Origin of the sequence: Serratia sp. ME47, assembly GCF_903970925.1 — a bacterium.
Lineage (GTDB): Bacteria > Pseudomonadota > Gammaproteobacteria > Enterobacterales > Enterobacteriaceae > Serratia > Serratia ureilytica.
In genome coordinates this window covers 41,812-64,556 of the sequence record NZ_CAJCKE010000018.1, presented here as the reverse complement: position 1 = coordinate 64,556, position 22,745 = coordinate 41,812, and the positions used below count along the sequence as shown (strand labels likewise).

Below are 22,745 nucleotides of genomic sequence, written 5' to 3'. Positions count from 1 at the left end.
TCACAAGTTTAGGGGCGCGGCAGGCAGGCGTCTAATCGAATGGGGCAATGGCGGCATAGAGCATATCTATCGCAGGCGGACGCTGACCTAAACAAATGGTTGCATAAAGACACCCGCTGCAAAAGAGTAATGGTTTCGCCTGAAAGTGAATTCATGCAGTCTATCTCGCGGATTATATTGGCATTTTATTTAGCCTGCGGGCCTGAGGAACACAGCGTGAAGCGTTCAGTATCAGTGGTGATCGGCGGTATCTTACTGCCTTTAGCGGCGCAGGCGGCGGAAACGGCGTCCCATTTTCCCACCATGACTCCACCGGCGATAGACGCCGCCTCTTACGTATTGATGGATTACACCACCGGCCAGGTGCTGGCTGCCGGCAATGCCGACGAGCGGCGCAATCCGGCCAGCCTGACCAAACTGATGACCGGTTTGGTGATCGATCATGCGCTCGATGAGCATAAGATTGGCCTCGACGATGTCGTCACCGTGGGGAAAGACGCCTGGGCGCAGGGCAACCCGGTGTTCAAAGGCTCCTCGCTGATGTTCCTGAAGCCTGGTGACAGGGTCACGGTACGCGATCTCAGCCGCGGCATCATCATCGATTCCGGCAACGACGCCTGCGTGGCGATGGCGGACTATGTGGCGGGCAGCCAGGCCAACTTCGTCAAGCTGATGAACGAGAAGAGCGCGCAGCTGGGATTGCAGAACACGCATTTTGAAACGGTGCACGGGCTGGATGCGCCGGGCCAGTTCACCACCGCCGGCGATCTGGCGGTGATTGCGCGCGCCATCATCATGAGCGAGCCGGCGGAATACCATATGTACAGCGAGAAATCGCTGACCTGGAACGGCATCACGCAGCAGAACCGCAACGGCCTGCTGTGGGACAAGACCCTGCACGTCGACGGCCTGAAAACCGGACACACCGCCTCGGCCGGCTTCAACATCATCGCTTCCGCCACCGAAGGAGATCGCCGTCTGATCGCCGTGGTGATGGGCGGCAAAAGTTCAAAAGGCCGCGAGGAACAGGCGCGCAAGCTGCTGAGCTGGGGGCTGCGCGACTTTAGCACGGTACACCTGTTCAGCGCCGGCCAGAGCCTGGGGGAAGAGCCGATCTGGTATGGTGAAAGCCACCGCTTGCCGGTCGGCAGCGCGCAGGACCAGTCGCTCAGCCTGCCGAAAAACGAGGCGGACAAGCTGAAGGCGCAGTACGTGCTCAACGTTGCGCGGCTGGAAGCGCCGATCAACAAAGGACAAATCGTCGGCGAGATCCGCATCAGCGACAATGGCCAGGTGGTGAAAACCCTGCCGCTGGTGGCGCTGCGGGCGGTGCCGCAGGGCGGCGTGTTCTCGCGCTTGGCGGATTACGTGAAGCTCAAACTCTGACTCACCGGGCGGGCGGCGGCGCCCGGTGGTATACTGGTGCGAATGCCGATCATTGAGCCGCGCTATGGATATTAAACAACTGATTTATCTGTGTAATTTAGAACGGGAGCGCCACTTCGGCCGGGCGGCGGAAGCCAGCTTCGTCAGCCAGCCGACGCTGTCCATGCGATTGAAAAATCTGGAAAAAGAACTGGGCGTTTCGCTGATTAACCGCGGCAACCATTTCGGCGGCTTTACCGCCGAGGGCGAACGGGTGTTGGCGTGGGCGCGCGAGATCGTCTCGGTCTACCAAGGGCTGAAACTGGAGGTGGAGTCGCTCAAGCACGGCTTGCACGGCACGTTGCGCCTCGGCGTGGTGCCGCAGTGCAGCATCTCGGTGGCGGAAATGCTCAAGGCGGTCAGCGAACGTTATCCCCATCTTGATTATCGGTTGGCGGTGCTGAGCGCCGATCAGCTGCTGGAGGCGCTGACGGCGCACACCGTAGATATCGGCATCGGCTTTTTCGAGCTGTCGACCTTGAAAGAACTGCATTTCCAATCGCAGCCGCTGGTGGAAACCGGCGTCGAGCTGGTGTTTCATCCGCAGCATTTCCCTAAGCTGGTGGGGGATGCGCCGTTGCCGCTGGAGGCGGTGGCTGCCTTGCCGCTGTGTCTGGCCGAGCCGACGCGTTATTTCCGCCGCTATCTCGATCAGCATTTCCGCGACGCTGGATTGACGCTGCACCCGCGGCTGGAAACTACCTCGATCTTCCAACTGCTGGAGGGGATTTTCGTCGGGTTGGGCTGCGGGTTGTTCCCGCGCGGCCAACTGCAATCGCCGCTGATGCCGGCATTGCAGCGGCGTCCGGTGGCCATCGCCGCCATGCCGCGTCATGCGGCGGTGGTGGTCGATATGTCAGAGCGCGCCACGCCGTTGGCGCAGAAGTTTTTCGATGCCGCCAGCGAGTGGTTGCGGCGGCAAAATATCTGAAGGAAGAATGTATTGCGGCCAGTATTAGCCGCGTAGTGGTATTCAGTCGATAGCGCTGAAAGATTCCGCATCGCCCAGCGTTTGGCGCAGGCGGTTTTCCCAGGCGTAGAGCGCGACGGTGAGGATCACCTCCAGCGCCTGCGCCTGATCCAGGCCGCTGTTGAACAGCGGCTGCACGCTCTGCGGGGTGAACTTCTCAGGTGCGCGAGTCAGCTCGGCGGCGGTGCGCATCACTGCGAGTTTTACCGAATCTTCGGTATACGCCAGCCCCTGAGGCAGCCCGGCGAACAGCGCCTGAACCAATCCCTCATCCTGCAATTCTTGCGCGACGGTGGCCGCGCAGTAACGGCTGCCGTTGATGCGCGAGACCGCCAGCGTCGCCAGCGCCTTGAGGCGACTCGATAACCCATATCCTTCGGCATTGATGCCGTTGAACACCCCGTTGCGCTCGCGCAGGGTGGCGGCGTCGTGGGCTAACAGCAAATAATAAGATTCGGCGCGCGCCTGCGGGTGACTTTGATCCAACACATCAAGCTGTTCGGCGGCGGCGGTTTCCGCGTCGATCGGCGGCAGGCGGGCAGACCAATTCAGTTCGTCGGCGCTGAAAGCGATGCCATCGGCGTCTTCGACGTTAGGAAAGCCGGACACCACCACCGCCGGGCGGCCGGCCAACGCCGCGACGCCGGCGACCACGCGCGCTTGATAGCTGACAAAACCGATCACCTGCGAAAAGGTGACAATATCCGCCGGGCTCAGCCCGACGTCGGCGAGCTGTTGCAGCGCCTTGCGGCAAATCAGCGTGGGCTGGCTGGCAAGCTGGCGGGCATATTGGGTGATCTGAGCAAGGCGGATGTTGCTTTCCCGGGAGGCGTCCGGGCTGTGCAGCGGGGCGAGGCGGGCGGCGTAGTGGCTACAAAGCGATTGCACGCCCGTCACCTGAGCGACGGTCAGCGCGGTGCTGAGGCGATCGTAGGGTGACAATGTCACGTATCGTGACAGCGGCACCTGGTCGGGAAACAGCGCGTGGTAACCGGCCAACGAGGCGCTGAACACCCCGGCGCGAGCGCTGAGCGCATTGTTTAAGGCTTCATCGGCGAAGGCGCCCAGCCCCAGCAGAAAGCGATCGCGAAGGGTGGCCGCCTGGGGTTCCAGCGGCGCATCGCCCCGCACGCTGCTTTGGGTTTCGTGATACCACTGGGCATTATGTTGTCGACGGAGTCGTTCCATAGGGTCAATCCTTAATCATGATCAACAGCCGCCGCTGCGCGCGGCAGCGTCGGCTGGACAAAGAGGCAACATGCCCGCAGGCGGGGCGAAAGGCGGTTTTAGCGCAGCTCATCACAGCAGAGGGCGTGGCCGTAAACAGAAAAACCGGCTGCCAGCGTGAGCAGAAACTGCGTAAGGCGGCGATGGCGAATGCTGTTCATCAGTGCGATATCCTGTCGTATGAGAAGTGCAACGTAGGGGATATCCTCACCGATCGCCCTGGCGAGATAAAATAATGTTACGGACTAATCAATAACTGAAAGGAATAAAATATAAGGATATATAACAAGAATGTAATTTGCATGTGCGCTTTCTTGCTAAGCGGCAGGAGCGCAAGGCGATAAAAAACCCGCCGCAGCGGGTTTGAGGTGAAGGCGTGACTCAGAAGCGGCCGCCGTCGCGCCGCCAGGCATCGGCGGTCAACGCTTCGCCGAAGTGGCTGGCGATAAGGCGCTTGGTCAATTCGTGCAGCGGCGCCGCCAACACCTCCGCGGTGCTGCCGCGCTCGACGATTTCCCCTTCGTGCATCACCAGCACCTGGTCGCTGATATGCTTCATCATGCCGAGGTGCTGGGTGACATAAATATAGGAAATGCCGTGTTTTTCCTGCAGCTCCAGCATCAGGTTGATGATTTGCGAGCGCATCGACATGTCCAGCGACGCCAGCGCCTCATCGGCGACGATCACCTTCGGTTGCAGGATCAGTGCGCGGGCCAGCGCGACGCGCTGTTTTTGCCCGGAAGCCAGCATGTGCGGATAGTAGTAGGCGTGATCCGGCAGCATGCCGACCTGGCGCAGCGTTTGGTTGATGCGCTGCTCGCGCTCGGCGGGCTCAAGATCGGTGTTCAGCCGCAGCGGCGCATCCAGCAGCTGGCCGATGCGCTGGCGCGGGTTGAGCGAGGTGCTCGGATCCTGAAAAATCATGCGAATACGCTGGCTGCGGTAACGATAATCGCCGAACGCCAGCGGATGATCGTCGATCAGCAGCTCGCCGGCGGTGGGTTCCACCATGCCGGAGAGCATCTTCGCCAGCGTGGATTTGCCGGAGCCGTTCTCGCCGATCACCGCCAGCGTCTGGCCTTCGCGCAGGGTAAAGCTGACTGATTTCACCGCCTCGACGTGCTGGCGGCGAAACAGCCCGGTGCGGTAGCGGTAGGTTTTGCTCAGGTTGCGCACTTCCAACAGCGTTTCCATGTTATTGCTCCTCCATGTTCAGCGGGAAGTGGCAGGCGAAGAAGTGGTTTTTGACCGGGCGCAGGCGCGGCGTTTCGATGCACTTCTTCTGCGCGTAAGGGCAGCGCGGCCCCAGGCGACAGCCGATCGGCAGGTTTTCCAGCGAAGGAATGGCGCCCGGCAGCGTATTCAACCGGCTTTTGTGCGGCAGCGAGCGGCCGAAGTCCGGCATGGCGCGGATCAGCGCCTGGGTGTAAGGGTGGTGCGGCGCCGCCAGCAACTCTTCGCACTGGGCGCTCTCCACCGTTTGCCCGCAGTACAGCACGTTCACTCGATCGGCCCACTTGCTCATCATCTGCAGGTCGTGGCTGATCAGCAGAATGGTGGTGTTGTTGTTCTGGTTGAGGCGCGCCAACAGACGGAAAATCTGCGCCTGCGTGGTCGGTTCCATGGCGTTGGTCGGCTCATCGGCGATCAGCAGGCGCGGTTGGTTGGCCAGCGCGATGGCGATCATCACTTTCTGGCACTCGCCTTCCGTCAGCTCGTACGGGAAGCTGCCCATGATGTCGTCATGATCCTTGATGCCGACGCGGTGCAGTAATTCGATGGCGCGGCGTTTGCGCCAGTTGAAGCGCTGCCACCAGTGGCCCTTATAGGTCCAGCCCGGGATGGCCTGCGCAAGCTGACGGCCGATGCTCTCGGAAGGGTCGAGACAGGACTGCGGCTCCTGGAAGATCATTGAGACGTTGTGGCCCACCAGCTTGCGCCGCTCGCGCGGGCTCAGCTGCAGCAGATCGATGTCGTCGAAACGAAAGCGATCGGCGGTAACGCGCCAGTTGTCTTTGGTTACGCCGCAGATGGCCTTGGCGATCAGGCTCTTGCCGGAGCCCGATTCGCCCACCAGCCCGCGCACTTCGCCCTCGGTCAGCGTCATGCTGACGCGATCGACCGCCTTGACCGGCCCTTCGGCGGTCATAAATTCAATCGTCAAATTGCGGATATCGAGTAACGGCATTATTCCACCCCGGCATTGATTGCGCGGCGCATACCGTCGCCCAACAGGTTAACCAGCAGCACGCTGACGAGGATGGCCGCGCCGGGCAGCATCACCGTCCAGGGCGCGACGTACACCAGCTCGAGCGAATCGCCGAGCATCGCTCCCCATTCCGGCGAAGGCAACTGCGCGCCGAGATCGAGGAAGCCGAGCGCGGCGATATCCAAAATGGCCATCGACAGCGCGCGGGTGAACTCGGTCACCAGCACCGCCGCGATGTTCGGCATGACCGCGTACCACAGGATCTGCAGCGTGGAGGCGCCGTCAAGCCGGGCCGCCACCACGTACTCTTTCTCCAGTTCGTCGTGCACCGCGCTGTAGATGGTGCGCACCATGCGCGGCAACAAGGCGAGCCACACCGCCAGCATGGCGTGTTCAAGTTTGGGGCCGATAAACGCCACCACCACGATCGCCAGCAGTAGCGACGGAATCGACAGCAGAGTATCGAGGATGTGGTTGAGCACCGCCGAGCGTAGCCCATGGGTGACGCCGGCGAACACGCCGAGGATCACGCCGCAGAACGCCGCGGCCAGCGTCACCGCCAGCGCGGAACCGAAGGTGGCGGCGGTGCCGGTCAACAGGCGGCTGAGGATGTCGCGCCCGAGATCGTCGGTGCCGAGGAAGAACGACACGTTGCCGTAGCGCGACCAGGACGGCGGCAGCAGTTGATAGCCGAGGAACTGCTGATCCAGCGCGTAGGGCGCCAGCAGGCTGCCGAACAGCGACAGCAGCAACAGGGCGATCACGCCGTAAAAACCGATCATCGCCAGCGCGTCGCCGTAGAAAATCCGCCAGGTGTAGCGCAGCGGGCTCGGCATCTTTTTCTCGCGGTATACGTTATCGAAGGGCATACCATTCCTTATGTTTCAGCGGGTTGGTTGCCGCACCCAGAATGTCGGCCAGAACGTTAATGGTGATCACCAGCGTGCCGACCACCATCACGCCGGCGGAGATCGCCGCATAGTCCTGTTGGCGAATGGCGTTGATCAGCCACCGGCCGAGGCCCGGCCAGCTGAACACCACTTCGGTGATCATCGCCAGCGTGAGCATGGTGGAGAACTGCAGCCCCAGTTTGGGCACGATCGGCGGCAGCGCGTTGTGCAACACGTGGCGACGAATGATGGTGAAGCGCGACAGGCCGCGGGTGGCGGCGGCCTTGATGTAGTTTTGGCTCAGCACGTCGTCGGTGCTGATGCGCATCAGCCGCACCACTTCGGTGGTGGGCGCCACCGCCAGCGCGGCGATCGGCAGGATCATGTGACGCAGGGCGCTGCCGATCATCTCGGCGCGATACGGCGAGTCCGACAGCCAGGCGTCGATCAGCGCGAAACCGGTGATGGGCTTCACCTGATACAGCAGATCGAAACGGCCGGAAACCGGCAGCCAGCCGAGATGCAGCGAGAAGAACAGCATCAGCAGCAGCGCCAGCCAGAACACCGGCATCGAAAAGCCCAGCAGCGCGAAGGTGCTGATGGCGGTGTCCTGCCACTTGCCGCGCAGCACGCCGGCGATGATGCCCAGCGGAATGCCGATAAACAGCGCCAGGGCGAAGGCCAGCAGGCACAGTTCCATGGTGGCCGGGAACACTTCGCGCAGCTGTTCGCTGATCGCCTGGCCGTTGATGCTGGAGACGCCGAAGTCCCAGTGCAGCAGGCTGACGAAGTAGAATTGATAGGCGTCCAGCAGGGCGGCGCCGTTCAGCGGCGCGCGCGGCGTGAAATAGCTCAGGCTGAAGCTGACCAGCGTCAGGAAGAACAGCGTGATCAGCAGCAGCAGAATGCGGCGCAGGGTAAAGATAATCACTTTTTCACCTCCGGCGCGGATTCACGGTACACCCCGGCGAACGAGGCGTTGCCGAACGGGCTCAGCACCAATCCCTTGATGTCGTAACGATAGGCCTGCAGGCGCAGGGAAGACGCCAGCGGCAGCACCGGCAATTGCTGCTCGAGGATTTTCTGCGCCTTGCGGTAGTTGTCGATGCGCTGAGACAGCTGCTGCGACAGCAGCGCGTTCTGCAGCACTTCGTCGAAGCTCGGGTCACACCAGTGAGCATAGTTGGTTTGCGAACGGATTGCCGCGCAGCTCAGCAGCGGCCGGAAGAAGCTGTCCGGATCGTTGCTGTCGGTGGCCCAGCCGGTCAGGGTCAGATCGTGGTTCATCTCCATCAGGCGCGCTTCCTGGAAGCGACCCTCCACCGGCACGATGGTGACGTTGATGCCCACCTGGCCGAGGTCGGCCTGGATCAGCTCGGCGGTTTTCAGCGGGCTCGGGTTGTAAGACTGGGAGGCGGTCGGCACCCACAGCTTCAGGTTCAGCTGGCCGACGCCGGCCTGCCGCAGCATCTCGCGAGATTTGGCCGGATCGTACTCGGTGACGTGCGCGTCGTTGTCATAGGCCCAGGAGGCGCGCGGCAAGATCGAGGCGGCGGTTTCCGCCGTGCCGTAATAGATAGACTGCATCAACCGCTGGTTGTTGATCGCCAGCGAGATCGCCTGGCGCACATTGAGGTTGTCGAGCGGCGGTTTGCGGGTGTTGAACGCCAGATAGGCGATATTCATCCCCGGACGCAGCGTCAGGCGCAGGCGCGGATCGTCGCGCAGGATAGACAGCTGGCTGGCCGCCGGATAAGCCAGCACGTCGCATTCGCCGGTCAGCAGCTTGGAGAGGCGGCCGGTGCCGCCGGCGCCCAGATCGATCACCACCTGCGGCATGCGCGGCAGCCCTTTCCAGTAGGCGGCGTTGCGCGCCAGGCGAATATATTGCCCCGAGCGGTATTCGTTGAGCAGGAACGGGCCGCTGCCGACCGGCTCGCGGTCGATCAGCTCCTGATGGCCCTCACGCGTCAGCAGATCGGCGTACTCGGCGGACAGCACCGGCGCGTAGTGGGTCGCCAGGTGCCACAGGAACGAGGCGTCCGGCGACTGCAGGCGAATCTCCACCGTATAGTCGTCGAGCTTTCTCACGCTCTGCACCGAATCGCCGAACTGCAGACTGTCGAAATAGGGGTATTCGCCGCCGTTCACGTCGTGATACGGGTGTTTCTGATCGAATACGCGGGCGAAGCTGAATACCACGTCGTCGGCGTTCATCTTGCGGGTGGGCGTGAACCAGGCGGTGGTCTGAAACGGCACGTCCTTGCGCAGATGGAAGCGGTAGGTGGCGCCGTTGTCCAGCACCTCCCAGCTCTGCGCCAGCTCGGGGATCAGGCGATAGGTGTAGGGGTCGACGTCCAGCAGGCGATCGTACAGCTGGGCGGCCAGGGTATCCACCGTCAGGCCGCTGCTGGCCATTTGCGGGTTGAAGGTATTCAGTATGCCGCTGACGCAATAAACAAAGCCGCTCTGGCGAATGTCCGGCAGCGGCGCCGCGCTGGGCGCGGGCGGTGTTGTCGCGGCCAGGGCAGAGCCCGTCAGGCACAACGACAGTATCCAAAAGGGTAAACCACGCATAGAGGCTCATGGGTTAATCAGCAATAGCGTTAGTGTATCGCACTCTGACCAGCAGCCCAATCCATTGAGCAAAATCGCTGAGTTTTCTGCGACTTGATTAATCAGCCCGTTCAGCGGCAAGAAAAAAGTTTTTTATGTTATGTTATAATATAACAAAATCATGTTACCGTTCCCCGGCAAAGTCACAATAACGCAAGGGGATGTATGAACGAAGTTGCACTTCCACCACGCCGTTCGCTGCCGGATGCTCAGGCATGGCGCGGCGAAATGAGTGATGTCGGGCTCGATTGGGTCGGGATGCAAGGGATCGCGCTGCCGCTGGAGCTGGCCGGCAAGCCATTGATGGCGAAGGTCGACGCCGGTATCAACCTGCGCGCCGAAGCGGCGGGCGAGCGCGGCATTCACATGTCGCGGCTGTATCTGGCGCTGGACGAGTTGACGCAGGGCGAGCTGACGCCGCAGCGCATCGGCCTTACGCTGCAGGCCTTTTTGGCTTCGCAGCCGGAACACAGCGATCGCGCCAGCTTGTCGATCAGTGGCGAGCTGTTGCTGTCACGCCCGGCGCTGCTGTCGCCGCAGCGCGGCTGGAAAGCCTATCCGCTGCGCATTGAGGCCACTCTGACGGATACGCTGACGCTGGCACTGACCGTCGGCGTGCCTTATTCCTCCACCTGCCCGAGTTCGGCGGCGCTCAGCCGTCAGCTGGCGCAGCAACAGTTCCAGTTTGATTTTGAACAGGCGGTGGAGCGGGTCAGCCAACGGCAGGTGAGCGAGTGGCTACTGGAGCAAGGGATGCCGGCCACCCCCCACAGCCAGCGCAGCTGGGCCTGGATCACCGTGACGCCCGAGAATGAACGGGCGTTTGAGCCGGTGAAACTGATTGATCGCATCGAACACGCGCTGGGCACGCCGGTGCAAACGCTGGTGAAACGCTGCGACGAACAGGCCTTCGCATTGGCCAACGGTCAGAATCTGATGTTTTGCGAGGACGCGGCGCGCCGTCTGTATCGCATGCTGCGCAGCCAGTGCGACTACCGCGCTTTTTCGCTGCGCGTCGAACATCAGGAGAGCCTGCATGCCCACAATGCGGTGGCGGAGCTGAGCTGGCGGGGAGAACACCATGCTGCGTAAAAACCCCAGCGGCCATCTGCCGCAGGTCTCGCCGCTGGCCTACATCGATCCCACCGCCATTATTTGCGGCCGGGTGATCGTCGAAGACTTCGTTTACGTCGGCCCTTATGCGGTAATTCGCGCCGATGAGTTGAACGCCGTCGGCGACATGGAGCCGATCGTCATCGGCTCGCACTCCAATATTCAGGACGGCGTGGTGATCCATTCCAAGAGCGGGGCGGCGGTGACTATTGGCCGTTACAGCTCGATCGCCCACCGCGCCATCGTGCACGGCCCGTGCCGCATCGACGATCGGGTGTTTATCGGCTTCAACAGCGTGCTGTTCAACTGCCACGTTCAGTCCGGCTGCGTGGTGCGCTACAACGCGGTCGTGGACGGCGTAACGCTGCCGGAAAACCGCTATATCCCCTCGACCGAGCGCGTGGGGCCGGACAGCGACCTGTCGCGCTATCGCCAGGTCGATCGCGGCGCGCTGCAGTTTTCGGAAGAAGTGGCCGCCACCAACGTCGAACTGGTGCGCGGTTACCAGGCATTACGCAATGAATTTTAATGAGGTCCCCATGAAACAACTTCCCGTGACCGTGCTTTCCGGCTTTCTCGGCGCCGGCAAGACCACGGTGCTGAACCACATCCTGAACAACCGGCAGGGCATGCACGTGGCGGTGATCGTCAACGACATGAGCGAGGTGAATATCGACGCTGCGCTGGTGGAGAATGAAGTGCGCCTCGATCGCCAGCAGGAGAAGCTGGTGGAGATGAGCAACGGCTGCATCTGCTGCACGCTGCGCGAAGACCTGCTGGTGTCGGTGCGCGAGCTGGCGCAGGACGGGCGCTTCGATTATCTGTTGATCGAATCGAGCGGCATCTCCGAACCGCTGCCGGTGGCGGAAACCTTTACCTTTGAGGATGAACAAGGGGAAAGCCTGTCGCAGTTCGCCCGGCTGGATACCCTGGTGACGGTGGTCGACGGGGTGAATTTCATCCGGCAATACCAGCAGGCGCAAAGCCTGCAGGAAGCTGGCCAAAGCCTGGGCGAGGACGATCTGCGCAGCGTGGCGGACCTGTTGATTGAGCAAATTGAATTTTGCGACGTGATCCTGGTCAGCAAGACCGATCTGTTGACGCCAACGCAGCAGGGCGAAGTGATGGCGCTGCTGGCCAGCCTGAATCCCGACGCCCGCATTGTGCCGATCGCGCCGGGCAAACTGCCGCTGGAGGCGGTGCTGAATACCGGCAGCTTCAGCTTTGAAAAGGCGCAGCAGGCGCCCGGCTGGCTGAAAGAGCTGCGCGGCGAACACGTGCCGGAAACGGAAAGCTACGGCATCAGCAGCTTTGTCTATCAGGCGCGGCGGCCGTTTGCGCCGGACAAGTTCTACCGCGTGATCAACGGCGACTGGGGCGGCGGTAAGCTGCTGCGTTCGAAAGGCTTCTTCTGGCTGGCGACACGGCCGCGGCAGGCCGGGCAGTGGAGCCAGGCCGGCGGCATCGCCCATTACGGCCTGGCGGGCACCTTTTGGCGCGCGATCCCGCAAGACAATTGGCCGCAAGATCCGCAAACGCGGGCGCATATACAGGAGAAATGGGTGGAGCCGTTCGGCGACATGCGCCAGGAGCTGGTGTTTATCGGCCAGCACTTGCAACAGGCGGCGATCGTGCGTCTGCTGGACGACTGCCTGCTGAGCGACGACGAAATGGCCGCCGGCGTGGACTATTGGCTGGAGATGGCAGACCCGTTCCCTGAGTGGTAATTGCGCAATCTTCGTGTGGTAATGAGAAAAATTCTCAACAAAGTGCTTTACAGACGATACTGATAACTATTATCATCGCCTGGCAGTTCACGGAAGGCCACAGTTTGCGGCTCTGATGTGGAAGGCACGACATTGCTCACATTGCTTCCAGTGTTTTTTAAGCCAGCTCGGGTGCTGGCTTTTTTTTGCCTGTTATTCCTCGTCTTGCTCGCCGTTTTGCAGCAACGCATGCTTTTTCAGCATGCCGCGCAACTGGTGGTAAGTGAGCCCCAGCAGCTGCGCCGCCTTGCGCTGGTTGAACCGGCCTTGCTGCAGCGCTGCTTCGATCAGCGCCTTCTCTTGCTCCAACTGCCAGTTTTTCAGCTCGAGCGGCAGCGCCGGCAACGCGCCGGCGCCTTCAGGGGCAGGCGTAAGCGGCGTGGCCTCGCGTGGCGCAAACGGGTTGATGACGATCTCATCCAGCGGGTTGTCGCTGTCGCCGTGACGATAGACCGAACGTTCCACCACGTTTTTCAGTTCGCGCACGTTGCCCGGCCAGCCGTAGTTGAGCAACGTCTGTCTGGCGCGTTCGGTAAAGCCGGGAAACAGCGGCAGCGCCAGCTCACGGCACATTTGAATGGCGAAGTGCTCGGCCAGCAGCATGATGTCGGGCCGGCGTTGCCGCAGCGGCGGCAGCTGCACCACGTCGAACGCCAGCCGATCCAGCAGATCGGCGCGGAACTTGCCCGCCGCCGCCAGCGCCGGCAGATCGTCGTTGGTGGCGCACACCAGGCGCACATCTACCCGCAGCGGCTGGCTGCCGCCCACGCGTTCCAGTTGGCCGTATTCGATCACCCGCAGCAATTTCTCCTGCACCAGCATTGGCGCGGTCGCCAGCTCATCGAGGAACAGCGTGCCGCCGTCGGCGCGCTCGAAGCGGCCCAGATGACGTTTCTGCGCACCGGTAAAGGCGCCGGCCTCGTGGCCGAACAGCTCGGAATCCAGCAGGTTTTCATTCAGCGCCGCACAGTTGAGCGAGATGAACGGCCCTTGCCAACGGTTGGAGAGGTAGTGCAGACGATGGGCGATCAGCTCTTTACCGGTGCCGCGCTCGCCGATCACCAGCACCGGTTTGTTCAGCTTTGCCACCTGGGAGACTTGCTCCAATACTTCGACAAAGGCGTTTGCTTCGCCCAACAAATTCTCTGGCTGTTCGTTCATGATGAAATTCGCCAATGTTTGGTGAAAATAATCACTCTACAGCAAGCGCGCAGAGAGTCAAAAATAAAGAGTTGTTGTTTTTCAATAATATAAAAGTTGGCACGGGTTTTGATTATCTCTTTGGGCAAGCTGTACGACTTAACGCGGCGCTTCAGACGCCATCAGAACCAAGAGGAAGTGAATTATGGGTATTTTTTCTCGTTTTGCCGACATCGTGAACGCCAACATCAACACCCTGCTGGACAAGGCGGAAGATCCGCAGAAGCTGGTGCGGTTGATGATCCAAGAGATGGAAGACACGCTGGTTGAAGTCCGTTCTACGTCGGCGCGCGCGCTGGCGGAGAAAAAGCAGTTGCTGCGTCGCATCGAGCAGGGTGAAAGCCAGGTAAGCGACTGGCAGGAAAAAGCCGAGCTGGCGCTGCGCAAAGATAAAGAAGACTTGGCCCGCGCGGCGCTGATCGAAAAACAAAAGGTTGCCGACCTGATCGCCACGCTGACGCAGGAAGTGGCGACCGTAGAAGAAACGCTGGCGCGCATGAAGAGCGAAATCGGTGAGCTGGAAAACAAGCTGACCGAAACCCGCGCGCGGCAGCAGGCGCTGGCGCTGCGCCATCAGGCCGCATCTTCCTCGCGCGAGGTGCGCCGTCAGCTCGACAGCGGCAAGCTGGATGAGGCGATGGCGCGTTTCGAACAGTTCGAACGTCGCATCGACCATATGGAAGCCGAAGCGGAAAGCATCAGCATCGGTAAAAAGAAGTCACTGGACCAGGAGTTTGCCGAGCTGAAAGCCGACGACGCCATCAGTGAGCAGCTGGCGGCGCTGAAAGCCAAGATGAACCGCTCCGAGTAAGGCGAACCGCGGCCACACGCCGGAGGTGGCCGCCTATCCAGGATCCGATAAGAAGGAATAACAATGAGTGCTTTATTACTTGCCATTCCGCTGACAATTTTCGTGCTGTTTGTCGCGCCGATTTGGCTTTGGCTGCATTACAGCAATCGGCAACAGACCGGCATCCAGCTGAGTCAGCAAGAAATGCAGCGCCTGGCGCAGCTGGCGGAAGACGCCAAACGCATGCGTGAACGCATTCAGGCGCTGGAAGAGATCCTCGATGCGGAACACCCGAACTGGAGACAGTCCTGATGAGCATGACGCTGGGCAGTAAAAAGCTTTATCGCGTACCCGAAGAAGGCATGGTAAAAGGCGTCTGCGCCGGTCTGGCCCACTATTTCGACGTACCGGTGCGCCTGATCCGCGTGATGGTGGTGCTGTCGCTGTTCTTTGGGCTGTTTTTCTTCACGCTGGTGGCCTATATCGCGCTGGTGTTCGTGTTGGACGAAGCGCCGGCCAGCCGTTTCGAAGGCGAGCATCAGAAGACGCCGCGCCAGTTGCTCGATCAGCTGGAATATGAGCTGGGCAGCGGCGAACAGCAGCTGCGTCAGGTCGAGCGTTATGTGACGTCCGACACCTTCGGCGTTCAGAGCCGCTTCCGCAAGCTGTAACTCTTCTTGCGATATCCGGCCTGTGCAGGCCGGGTATCTCGCCGCCGTCATCCCGTTGAAGGTCATCTTAATCGTCTTGTGCCGGAGGGCATTGTCATGAATAAAATTGATGTCGCGAACGCCACCAGAACGGGTGGATTTAAATCAGGAGCGGCGGCAATGTTGAAGACATTGGCTAAAGTCATCATCATAGCGTTATTGAACTATGGCCCGGCGGGCGCCGCCGGCTGGCTGTTGAAGACCGTCGGCCGCAAACCGGTGCGCTTCGTGCTGGCGCTGGTGCTGGAACCGCTGTTCCGTAAAGGCCTGAACAAGGCATTCGGGCGTTACGTCAAGGAGAGCAATGAAACGACTGCAAAATGAGTTAACCTCGCTGGTCAACCGCGGAATGGATCGCCATCTGCGCCTGGCGGTGACCGGCCTGAGCCGCAGCGGCAAAACCGCCTTTATCACCGCCTTCGTCAATCAACTGCTGCATGTGCACAGCGGCGCGCGCATGCCGCTGTTTTCACCGGTGCGCGAAGAACGCCTGCTGGGCGTCAAGCGCATCCCGCAGCGCGATCTCGGCATCCAGCGTTTCACCTACGACGAAGGGCTGGCGCAGCTGTACGGCGCGCCGCCGGCCTGGCCGACGCCGACGCGCGGCGTCAGCGAAATCCGACTGGCGCTGCGTTACCGCTCCAACGACTCGTTGCTGCGCCATTTCAAAGACACCTCCACGCTGTACCTGGAGATCGTCGATTATCCGGGCGAATGGTTGCTGGATCTGCCGATGCTCGAGCAGGATTACCTGGCCTGGTCGCGGCAGATGACCGGGCTGCTGCAGGGGGAACGCGCCGAATGGGCCAAGCCCTGGCTTGACCTGTGTAAAACCTGCGATCCGCTGGCCCCGGCCGACGAAAATCGCCTGGCGGCGATCGCCCAGGCCTACACCGATTATCTGTTGCGCTGCAAAAGCGAAGGTCTGCACTTCATTCAGCCGGGCCGTTTTGTGCTGCCGGGCGACATGGCCGGCGCACCGGCGCTGCAGTTTTTCCCGTGGCCCGATGTTGCCGCGGTGGGCGAATCGAAACTGGCGCAGGCCGACAAACACACCAATATCGGCATGCTGCGCGCTCGGTTCAATTATTACTGCCAGTCGATCGTCAAAAACTTCTATAAAGAGCATTTCGTCCGTTTCGATCGGCAAATCGTGCTGGTTGACTGCCTGCAGCCGCTCAACAGTGGCCCGCAAGCGTTCAACGACATGCGCCTGGCGCTGACCCAACTGATGCAGAGTTTCCATTACGGCAAACGCACGCTGTTTCGCCGCTTGTTCTCGCCGACCATCGACAAACTGATGTTCGCCGCCACCAAGGCGGACCACATCACCGCCGATCAGCACGCCAATCTGGTGTCGTTGCTGCAGCAGCTGGTGCAAGAGGCGTGGCAGAACGCGGCGTTCGAAGGCATCAGCATGGATTGCGTCGGCCTGGCCTCGGTGCAGGCGACCGAGAGCGGCATTGTCGATCATCAGGGGCAGCGTATTCCGGCGCTGAAGGGCAATCGCCTCAGCGACGGCGCGCCGCTGACGGTGTTCCCCGGCGAAGTGCCGGCCCGTTTGCCGGGGCCGGCGTTCTGGCAGAGCCAGGGATTTCACTTCGATGAGTTTCGCCCGCGCGCCATGAGCGTGGACAGCCCGTTGCCGCATATCCGTCTGGATGCGGTGATGGAATTTTTACTGGGAGACAAATTGCGATGAGCGAGCCGATCAAACCGCGTATCGATTTTGACGAGCCGTTGCAGCCGCCGCAGGAACCGGCGTTACGCGCCGGCGTCGCTTTCGACGCCGAGCAGGCGGAGAGCTTCTTTCCGGCGGCGCCGGAGCTGCAGCAGGAGGAGGAAGAAGGGCGCGCCGAGGGCATCATTAACGCTGCGCTGAAGCCGAAACGCAGCCTGTGGCGCAAAATGGTCACCGCCGGGCTGGCGCTGTTCGGCGTCAGCGTGGTGGCGCAGGGCGTGCAGTGGGTGCATACCGCCTGGGTGCAGCAGGACTGGATCGCCATGGGTGGCGGCGTGGCCGGCGGCCTGATCGTGTTCGCCGGCGTCGGTTCGGTGGTCACCGAATGGCGGCGTTTGTATCGGCTGCGCCAGCGTGCGGAAGAGCGCGACGTGGCGCGCGAGCTGTTGCACAGCCACGGACTGGGGCAAGGGCGCGAATTCTGCGAGAAACTGGCGCGCCAGGCCGGGCTGGATCAGGGGCATCCGGCGTTGCAGCGTTGGCAGGCCTCGCTGCATGAAACCCAAAATGACCGTGAAGTGGTGGAGCTGTACGCCAAACTGGTGCAGCCGGTGCTCGACAACCAAGCGCGGCGCGAAATCAGCCGCTCCGCCGCCGAATCGACGCTGATGATTGCCGTCAGCCCGTTGGCGCTGGTGGATATGGCGTTTATCGCCTGGCGCAACATCCGTTTGATTAACCGCATCGCCGCGCTGTACGGCATCGAACTGGGCTACTTCAGCCGCATTCGTTTGTTCCGGCTGGTGCTGCTCAACATCGCCTTCGCCGGCGCCTCCGAACTGGTGCGCGAAGTGGGCATGGACTGGATGTCGCAGGATCTGGCGGCGCGGCTGTCGGCGCGCGCGGCGCAGGGCATCGGCGCCGGGTTGTTGACCGCGCGGCTGGGCATCAAGGCGATGGAACTGTGTCGCCCGCTGCCGTGGCTGGAAGGGGAAAAACCGAAGCTTGGCGATTTCCGCAGCCAGCTGATCGGCCAATTGAAAGACACGCTGAAAAAGAGCGACGGCAAGGCCAAATAACCCCGCGACGGCGCTCCTGGCAGCGCCGTTATTTCACCGGCGCCAACGCCGGACGTAATCGAGACTTGACGATAGTCGATCCCCCTGTGCTTGCGTGATAAATACCTGCAAAATTAAATCTGTTTGTGATAACTCTCTGTTTGTGGGCTAAAATGACGCCGATGCTGTTATTCGCTTGCGTTTAAAATCAGCAACCACGGCAATAAATCAGAGTTCTGTCAACTTTTGCTGACAGATCGCTTCTACCGCCCGGTGCGAGGGAGTATCATCATCGCTAACGATCCCCGCACCTGCAGAGATAAGGCCAACACTGATGCGTTTGGAAGTATTTTGCGAAGACCGCCTCGGTCTCACTCGAGAATTACTCGATCTTTTGGTATCGCGCAGCATTGACTTACGTGGCATCGAGATCGATCCCATTGGCCGCATTTACCTCAATTTCTCCCAGCTGGACTTCGATACTTTCCGCGCGCTGATGGCGGAGATCCGCCGCATCGCCGGCGTGACCGACGTGCGCACCGTCAGCTTTATGCCTTCCGAACGCGAGCATCGCGCGCTGCGTGCGCTGCTGGAGTCGATGCCGGAGCCGGTGTTCTCTATCGACATGAAGGGCAAGGTCGAGCTGGCCAATCCGGCGGCGCTGGCGTTGTTCAGCCTGAACGAAGACAAGATCCGCAACCAGACCGCCGGGGCGCTGATCGGCGGCTATAACTTCAGCCGCTGGCTGGAGAGTGAGCATACGGCGCCGCACTCAGAACGGGTGGTGATCCGCAGCCAGGACTTCCTGATGGACATTACGCCTATCTATCTGGAGGACGAACAGCAACAGCCGGCTGCGGTCGGCGCGGTGGTGATGTTGAAGTCCACCGCGCGCATGGGCCGCCAACTGCAAAATCTGTCGGTGAACGACGATACCGAATTCGATCACATCGTCGCGGTGAGCGCCAAGATGCGTCACGTGCTGGAGCAGGCGCGCAAACTGGCGATGCTCGATGCGCCGCTGCTGATCGTGGGCGATACCGGCACCGGCAAGGATATTCTGGCTCGCGCCTGCCACCTGCGCAGCCCGCGCGGCAAACAGCCGTTCCTGGCGCTGAACTGCGCCGCGTTGCCGGATGACGTGGTGGAGAGCGAGCTGTTCGGCCATGCGCCGGGCGCTTATCCCAACGCGCTGGAAGGCAAAAAGGGCTTCTTCGAGCAGGCCAACGGCGGTTCGGTGCTGCTGGATGAGATTGGCGAAATGTCGCCGCGCATGCAGACCAAACTGTTGCGTTTTCTCAATGACGGCACGTTCCGCCGGGTCGGCGAAGAGCATGAGGTGCACGTCGACGTGCGCGTGATCTGCGCCACCCAGAAGAACCTGACCGAGCTGGTGCAGCGCGGCGAATTCCGCGAAGACCTCTATTATCGCCTCAACGTGCTGACCATCACCATTCCGCCGCTGCGCGAACGTCCGCAGGACATCATGCCGCTGACCGAGCTGTTCGTGGCGCGCTTCGCCGATGAGCAGGGCGTGGCGCGGCCCAAGCTGGCGAACGATCTGGGCAGCTTCCTCAGCAAATACGGCTGGCCGGGCAACGTGCGCCAGCTGAAAAACGCCATCTACCGCGCGCTGACGCAAACCGAAGGCTACGAACTGCGGCCGCAGGATATCGTGTTGCCGGAGTTCGAGGTGGAGATGTCGCTGGGCGACGAGGTGCTGGACGGTTCACTGGACGACATCAGCAAGCGTTTCGAACGCTCGGTGCTGACGCGCCTGTATCGCACCTATCCCAGCACCCGCAAGCTGGCGAAGCGGTTGGGCGTTTCCCATACCGCCATCGCCAACAAGCTGCGCGAGTATGGCCTGAGCAGCCGCAAAGGCGGCGCTGAGGGCGAAGAATAAAAAAGGCGCCTTGCGGCGCCTTCCAGTGTATCCAAAGCCGGCGTTCGCCGGCTTTATTATTTCAGCGCTGCCAGCGCCGCGTCGTAATCCGGCTCGGTGGTGATTTCGTTCACCAGCTCGCTGTACAGCACGTTGTCCTGGCCATCCAACACCACGACCGCACGCGCGGTCAGGCCCGCCAATGGACCTTCGGCGATTTCAACGCCGTACGCCTGTTTGAACTCGGCGCCGCGCAGGGTGGACAGCGTGACCACGTTGCTCAGGCCTTCCGCGCCGCAGAAACGAGACTGGGCGAACGGCAGATCGGCGGAGATGCACAGCACCACGGTGTTATCCAGGCCGCTGGCCAGCTGGTTGAATTTACGCACCGACGTCGCGCAGACGCCGGTATCGATGCTTGGGAAGATGTTCAGGACTTTGCGTTTACCCGCGAAGCTGCTCAGCGCTACGTCTGACAGGTCTTTGGCAACCAGCGAGAAGGCCTTGGCCTGTTCGCCCTGCTGTGGCAGTTTGCCCGCTACGCTGACCGGATTGCCTTGAAAATGTACTGTCTGAGTCATTGCTAGATTCCTTTTACAGGTGTTTATACAAAGGGTATGAACCTGATGAAACGGCGCGCCGGCGACGGCTGTTAACATCAGGTTCACACCCTGACGCCAGTTTATGACAAGCGGGGCGGATTGGATATCAAAGTTTGCTAAATAGTTGTATATATTAGGCTGTTCTATAAAACATCACCGGCGCATCAGCCTGCCTGGATGCGCAGTTTTCGCTCAGGAGCCGTTATGAGAGACATGCGTTTTTACCCGGAAGCCTGGCCGCTGCACACCGCCTTCGTGATCGCGCGCGGCAGCCGCACCGAAGCCAGGGTGGTGGTGGTCGAAATCGAACAGCAGGGCGTGCGCGGCGTTGGCGAATGCACGCCGTATCCGCGCTATGGCGAGAGCGAAGAATCGGTGATGACGCAGCTGGCTGAGATGGCGCCGGCGATCGCGCAGGGCATCACACGCGAGCAGCTACTGATGCAGATGCCGGCGGGCGCGGCCCGCAACGCGCTGGACTCGGCGCTGTGGGATCTGGAGTGTCGTCTGCACGGGCAGAGCCTGTGGCAGCGCAGCGGCGTGACGGCGCCGGCGCAGATCCGCATGGCGCAGACCGTCAGCATCGGTACGCCGGAAGCGATGGCCTTCGCCGCGCGTGAGCTGGAGCGGCAGGGCGCCACGCTGCTGAAGATCAAACTCGACGATCACTATATCAGCGAGCGGCTGGTGGCGATCCGCGCCGCGGTGCCGCAGGCGACGCTGATTGTCGACGCCAATGAATCCTGGCAGGCGGAAGGGCTGGCGGCGCGCTGCCAGCTGTTGGCCGATCTCGGCGTAGCGATGCTGGAGCAGCCGCTGCCGGCCGGTGACGACGCCGCATTGGAACACTTTATTCATCCGCTGCCGATCTGCGCCGATGAGAGCTGCCACACCCGCGCCGATCTGCCGCGGCTGGCGCAACGCTATCAGATGGTCAACATCAAACTGGACAAAACCGGCGGCTTGACCGAGGCGCTGGCGCTGGCGCAGGCCGCGCGCGAACAGGGATTCGCCATCATGCTCGGCTGCATGTTGTGCACGTCGCGGGCGATATCCGCCGCCTTGCCGCTGGCGCCGGCGGCGCGCTTCGTCGATCTGGACGGCCCGACCTGGCTGGCGCGGGACGTCGAACCGGGTCTGGCGTTCGAATGCGGGGCGATCGTCGACCTCGCCCCGTAGGGATTAATTCGGGTAGGTCAGCAGTTCGGTCATGGCGTCGATGTAGCGCTCGCTGGCGGCATCGGCGGAGATCGGCGGGAATTCGGCGGTGATGCACGGCAGCGACAGATCCGCGCACCAACTGCCGAACGAACCGGGCGTTTCATAGCCGACGCTGGTCACCAGCGGCAGCTCGAACTTGTGCGACAGCCAAACGCCGAGCCGCGAGCTGGCGGGATCTTCGATGCAGGCCAGCGGCTCATGGAACGACACCACCCAATGCGGCTTCAGGCGATGGATCAGATGACACAGCGCCTGGGTTTCCGGTTCGGAGCCGGGACGCCCGCCGGTGGAGAGCCTGACGTCGCGCACCGGCGCCGCGCTGTTCCAGCGATAGACGGTGTCCCCGGAGCGCCAGTTGGCGGCCGGGAAGTTGCGGTTCAGATCGACGCCGTTGGCATTGGCGCGCAGCCCCAGCTGACAGCCGTCGGGGTTGACCGCCAGCACCACGTGGTGGCGCAACTGTTCGGGGGCGATGCTGCGCAGCGCGCAGGACAGGGTTACGATGGCGGCGCTCTCATCGCCGTGGGTGCCGGCGATGATCAGCCCGGTTTCCGGGCCGCTGACCGCCGCCGGGAAATAGAGCAGCGGCGCGCCCAGCAGCGAGCTGCCGTAGTTCTCTCCTGCGACGGCCAACTGGCCACGTTCACTGCGCGGTCGATGTTCGGTCATGGTGTTGTCCCTGAGTTAAAGGCCGAGAGTCATTGTCATTTTATTCAGTGTATTACGCTTTGAGACATCTTTCCCATCGCAATTGTGCGGCGTTTGCGCGATCTGTGATGCGGTAGCGGCGAAAACGCCAATTAAACCGCACCTGGCCTGAGGCTGTTGTTATACTAACGGCAGAGCTAAGCCAATCACCCGCAAGAGGATTTAACATGCCAGTAGCCAGAATCATCGCCAGCTATAGCGAAAATGAAAATGACACCATCACGCTGCTGTGCGGCGTAGACGCTGAAAACCAGATCCGTCAGGGGGAATGGTTCGGCGTGGTGAAAAATGACGACGGGCGCGGGGACGAATCGAACTATCCGTTCACCCTGCATATCGATTACCAGAAAGATGCCTTCTATCTCGACTACGGCTACGACGACGCGGATGCGCGTCAGCTGCAAAAAACCGATATCTCGGCCCGTCCGCTGGCTGAGAAAGGCTTTTTCACCGTGTTCGATGAAGAAGAGGGTGAAGAGTTCAGCTACCGCATCAACAGCATCCACCTGTACGACTGACGGTCGCTGCCGTAATCCCACCCGTGCCGCCCTGCGCCGCACGGGTTTTTTATCGCCTGAATCGCACTTTTTGCAACTTCTCGCCCGCGGGCTCTAGGCCGGATGGATCTTGTGCTATATGATAAAAAATTCAGATGGTTAACGGGGGACAAATCA

At 61.4% G+C, this 22,745-nt stretch carries 24 protein-coding genes; 15 read left to right on the top strand and 9 right to left on the bottom strand.

Annotation, left to right across the window (positions count from 1 at the left end; genetic code table 11):
* Positions 1 to 216: 216 nt before the first annotated feature.
* Positions 217 to 1,386, top strand: coding sequence for a serine-type D-Ala-D-Ala carboxypeptidase DacD (dacD, locus tag H7A77_RS17515; protein WP_182074456.1), 1,170 nt, complete (start codon positions 217 to 219; stop codon positions 1,384 to 1,386).
* A 64-nt stretch (positions 1,387 to 1,450) separates the two neighbouring features.
* Positions 1,451 to 2,356 (top strand): LysR family transcriptional regulator, encoded by a 906-nt coding sequence (locus H7A77_RS17510; protein ID WP_033650272.1) that lies wholly within the window; start codon positions 1,451 to 1,453, stop codon positions 2,354 to 2,356.
* Positions 2,357 to 2,398: 42 nt separating this feature from the next.
* Here the strand turns inward: H7A77_RS17510 and H7A77_RS17505 are convergent, their stop codons facing one another.
* The gene (locus tag H7A77_RS17505) at positions 2,399 to 3,583 is read right to left on the bottom strand and encodes a peroxidase-related enzyme (RefSeq protein ID WP_182074455.1); all 1,185 of its coding nucleotides are present in this window, start codon (positions 3,581 to 3,583) and stop codon (positions 2,399 to 2,401) included.
* A gap of 17 nt (positions 3,584 to 3,600) precedes the next feature.
* Here H7A77_RS17505 and H7A77_RS17500 point away from each other — a divergent pair, with 17 nt between their 5' ends.
* Positions 3,601 to 3,858 carry a hypothetical protein gene (locus H7A77_RS17500; RefSeq protein ID WP_004930590.1) on the top strand — a complete coding sequence of 86 codons (258 nt, stop codon included), beginning with the start codon at positions 3,601 to 3,603 and terminating at the stop codon, positions 3,856 to 3,858.
* A gap of 145 nt (positions 3,859 to 4,003) precedes the next feature.
* Here H7A77_RS17500 and sapF read toward each other — a convergent pair whose 3' ends face one another.
* Genes sapF through sapA form a run of 5 tightly spaced genes read right to left on the bottom strand, consistent with a single transcriptional unit; the run spans position 4,004 to position 9,298 of the window.
* Positions 4,004 to 4,816 carry a putrescine export ABC transporter ATP-binding protein SapF gene (gene sapF / locus H7A77_RS17495; RefSeq protein WP_016927550.1) on the bottom strand — a complete coding sequence of 271 codons (813 nt, stop codon included), beginning with the start codon at positions 4,814 to 4,816 and terminating at the stop codon, positions 4,004 to 4,006.
* Between the two features lies 1 nt (position 4,817).
* Positions 4,818 to 5,810 carry a putrescine export ABC transporter ATP-binding protein SapD gene (sapD, locus tag H7A77_RS17490; protein WP_182074454.1) on the bottom strand — a complete coding sequence of 331 codons (993 nt, stop codon included), beginning with the start codon at positions 5,808 to 5,810 and terminating at the stop codon, positions 4,818 to 4,820.
* Positions 5,810 to 6,700, bottom strand: a complete 891-nt coding sequence (gene sapC / locus H7A77_RS17485; protein WP_004930580.1) for a putrescine export ABC transporter permease SapC — start codon at positions 6,698 to 6,700, stop codon at positions 5,810 to 5,812. The genes sapD and sapC overlap by 1 nt, the downstream gene beginning before the upstream one ends.
* Positions 6,687 to 7,652, bottom strand: a complete 966-nt coding sequence (gene sapB / locus H7A77_RS17480) for a putrescine export ABC transporter permease SapB (protein WP_004930575.1) — start codon at positions 7,650 to 7,652, stop codon at positions 6,687 to 6,689. The genes sapC and sapB overlap by 14 nt, the downstream gene beginning before the upstream one ends.
* Positions 7,649 to 9,298 carry an ABC transporter substrate-binding protein SapA gene (gene sapA, locus H7A77_RS17475; protein ID WP_033643238.1) on the bottom strand — a complete coding sequence of 550 codons (1,650 nt, stop codon included), beginning with the start codon at positions 9,296 to 9,298 and terminating at the stop codon, positions 7,649 to 7,651. Before sapA ends, sapB begins: the two co-directional genes overlap by 4 nt.
* 204 nt (positions 9,299 to 9,502) lie before the next feature.
* Here sapA and folE2 point away from each other — a divergent pair, with 204 nt between their 5' ends.
* Genes folE2 through zigA form a run of 3 tightly spaced genes read left to right on the top strand, consistent with a single transcriptional unit; the run spans position 9,503 to position 12,177 of the window.
* Positions 9,503 to 10,429, top strand: coding sequence for a GTP cyclohydrolase FolE2 (gene folE2, locus H7A77_RS17470; protein WP_033643237.1), 927 nt, complete (start codon positions 9,503 to 9,505; stop codon positions 10,427 to 10,429).
* Positions 10,419 to 10,979, top strand: coding sequence for a carbonate dehydratase (locus H7A77_RS17465; protein WP_033643236.1), 561 nt, complete (start codon positions 10,419 to 10,421; stop codon positions 10,977 to 10,979). The genes folE2 and H7A77_RS17465 overlap by 11 nt, the downstream gene beginning before the upstream one ends.
* A gap of 10 nt (positions 10,980 to 10,989) precedes the next feature.
* On the top strand, positions 10,990 to 12,177 hold the full coding sequence (gene zigA, locus H7A77_RS17460) for a zinc metallochaperone GTPase ZigA (protein WP_182074453.1): 1,188 nt from the start codon (positions 10,990 to 10,992) through the stop codon (positions 12,175 to 12,177).
* Between the two features lie 192 nt (positions 12,178 to 12,369).
* On the opposite strand, the gene pspF is transcribed toward zigA, so the two are convergent.
* Positions 12,370 to 13,377 carry a phage shock protein operon transcriptional activator gene (gene pspF / locus H7A77_RS17455; RefSeq protein WP_033643234.1) on the bottom strand — a complete coding sequence of 336 codons (1,008 nt, stop codon included), beginning with the start codon at positions 13,375 to 13,377 and terminating at the stop codon, positions 12,370 to 12,372.
* Positions 13,378 to 13,561: 184 nt separating this feature from the next.
* Between pspF and pspA the strand changes: the two genes are divergently transcribed.
* The 7 genes from pspA (at position 13,562) to tyrR (ending at position 19,561) form a co-directional block, all read left to right on the top strand.
* Positions 13,562 to 14,227, top strand: coding sequence for a phage shock protein PspA (gene pspA / locus H7A77_RS17450; RefSeq protein WP_004930555.1), 666 nt, complete (start codon positions 13,562 to 13,564; stop codon positions 14,225 to 14,227).
* 63 nt (positions 14,228 to 14,290) lie between these two features.
* Positions 14,291 to 14,518, top strand: coding sequence for an envelope stress response membrane protein PspB (gene pspB / locus H7A77_RS17445; RefSeq protein ID WP_004930553.1), 228 nt, complete (start codon positions 14,291 to 14,293; stop codon positions 14,516 to 14,518).
* On the top strand, positions 14,518 to 14,877 hold the full coding sequence (gene pspC / locus H7A77_RS17440) for an envelope stress response membrane protein PspC (protein ID WP_033643233.1): 360 nt from the start codon (positions 14,518 to 14,520) through the stop codon (positions 14,875 to 14,877). Before pspB ends, pspC begins: the two co-directional genes overlap by 1 nt.
* 96 nt (positions 14,878 to 14,973) lie before the next feature.
* The gene (gene pspD / locus H7A77_RS17435) at positions 14,974 to 15,240 is read left to right on the top strand and encodes a phage shock protein PspD (RefSeq protein WP_071991647.1); all 267 of its coding nucleotides are present in this window, start codon (positions 14,974 to 14,976) and stop codon (positions 15,238 to 15,240) included.
* Entirely contained in the window at positions 15,221 to 16,618 is a 1,398-nt protein-coding gene (locus H7A77_RS17430; protein ID WP_033650278.1) for a YcjX family protein, read from the top strand. Before pspD ends, H7A77_RS17430 begins: the two co-directional genes overlap by 20 nt.
* Positions 16,615 to 17,676 (top strand): YcjF family protein, encoded by a 1,062-nt coding sequence (locus H7A77_RS17425; protein WP_004930545.1) that lies wholly within the window; start codon positions 16,615 to 16,617, stop codon positions 17,674 to 17,676. Before H7A77_RS17430 ends, H7A77_RS17425 begins: the two co-directional genes overlap by 4 nt.
* 313 nt (positions 17,677 to 17,989) lie before the next feature.
* Entirely contained in the window at positions 17,990 to 19,561 is a 1,572-nt protein-coding gene (gene tyrR, locus H7A77_RS17420; RefSeq protein ID WP_033643230.1) for a transcriptional regulator TyrR, read from the top strand.
* Positions 19,562 to 19,617: 56 nt separating this feature from the next.
* Here the strand turns inward: tyrR and tpx are convergent, their stop codons facing one another.
* Positions 19,618 to 20,121 carry a thiol peroxidase gene (tpx, locus tag H7A77_RS17415; protein WP_004930536.1) on the bottom strand — a complete coding sequence of 168 codons (504 nt, stop codon included), beginning with the start codon at positions 20,119 to 20,121 and terminating at the stop codon, positions 19,618 to 19,620.
* A gap of 225 nt (positions 20,122 to 20,346) precedes the next feature.
* Here tpx and ycjG point away from each other — a divergent pair, with 225 nt between their 5' ends.
* Complete coding sequence (gene ycjG / locus H7A77_RS17410) at positions 20,347 to 21,321, top strand: L-Ala-D/L-Glu epimerase (protein WP_033643229.1); 975 nt, start codon at positions 20,347 to 20,349, stop codon at positions 21,319 to 21,321.
* Between the two features lie 3 nt (positions 21,322 to 21,324).
* Here the strand turns inward: ycjG and mpaA are convergent, their stop codons facing one another.
* Complete coding sequence (mpaA, locus tag H7A77_RS17405) at positions 21,325 to 22,032, bottom strand: murein tripeptide amidase MpaA (RefSeq protein ID WP_033643228.1); 708 nt, start codon at positions 22,030 to 22,032, stop codon at positions 21,325 to 21,327.
* Between the two features lie 206 nt (positions 22,033 to 22,238).
* Between mpaA and H7A77_RS17400 the strand changes: the two genes are divergently transcribed.
* Positions 22,239 to 22,589 carry a hypothetical protein gene (locus tag H7A77_RS17400; RefSeq protein WP_015378006.1) on the top strand — a complete coding sequence of 117 codons (351 nt, stop codon included), beginning with the start codon at positions 22,239 to 22,241 and terminating at the stop codon, positions 22,587 to 22,589.
* Positions 22,590 to 22,745 lie beyond the last annotated feature (156 nt).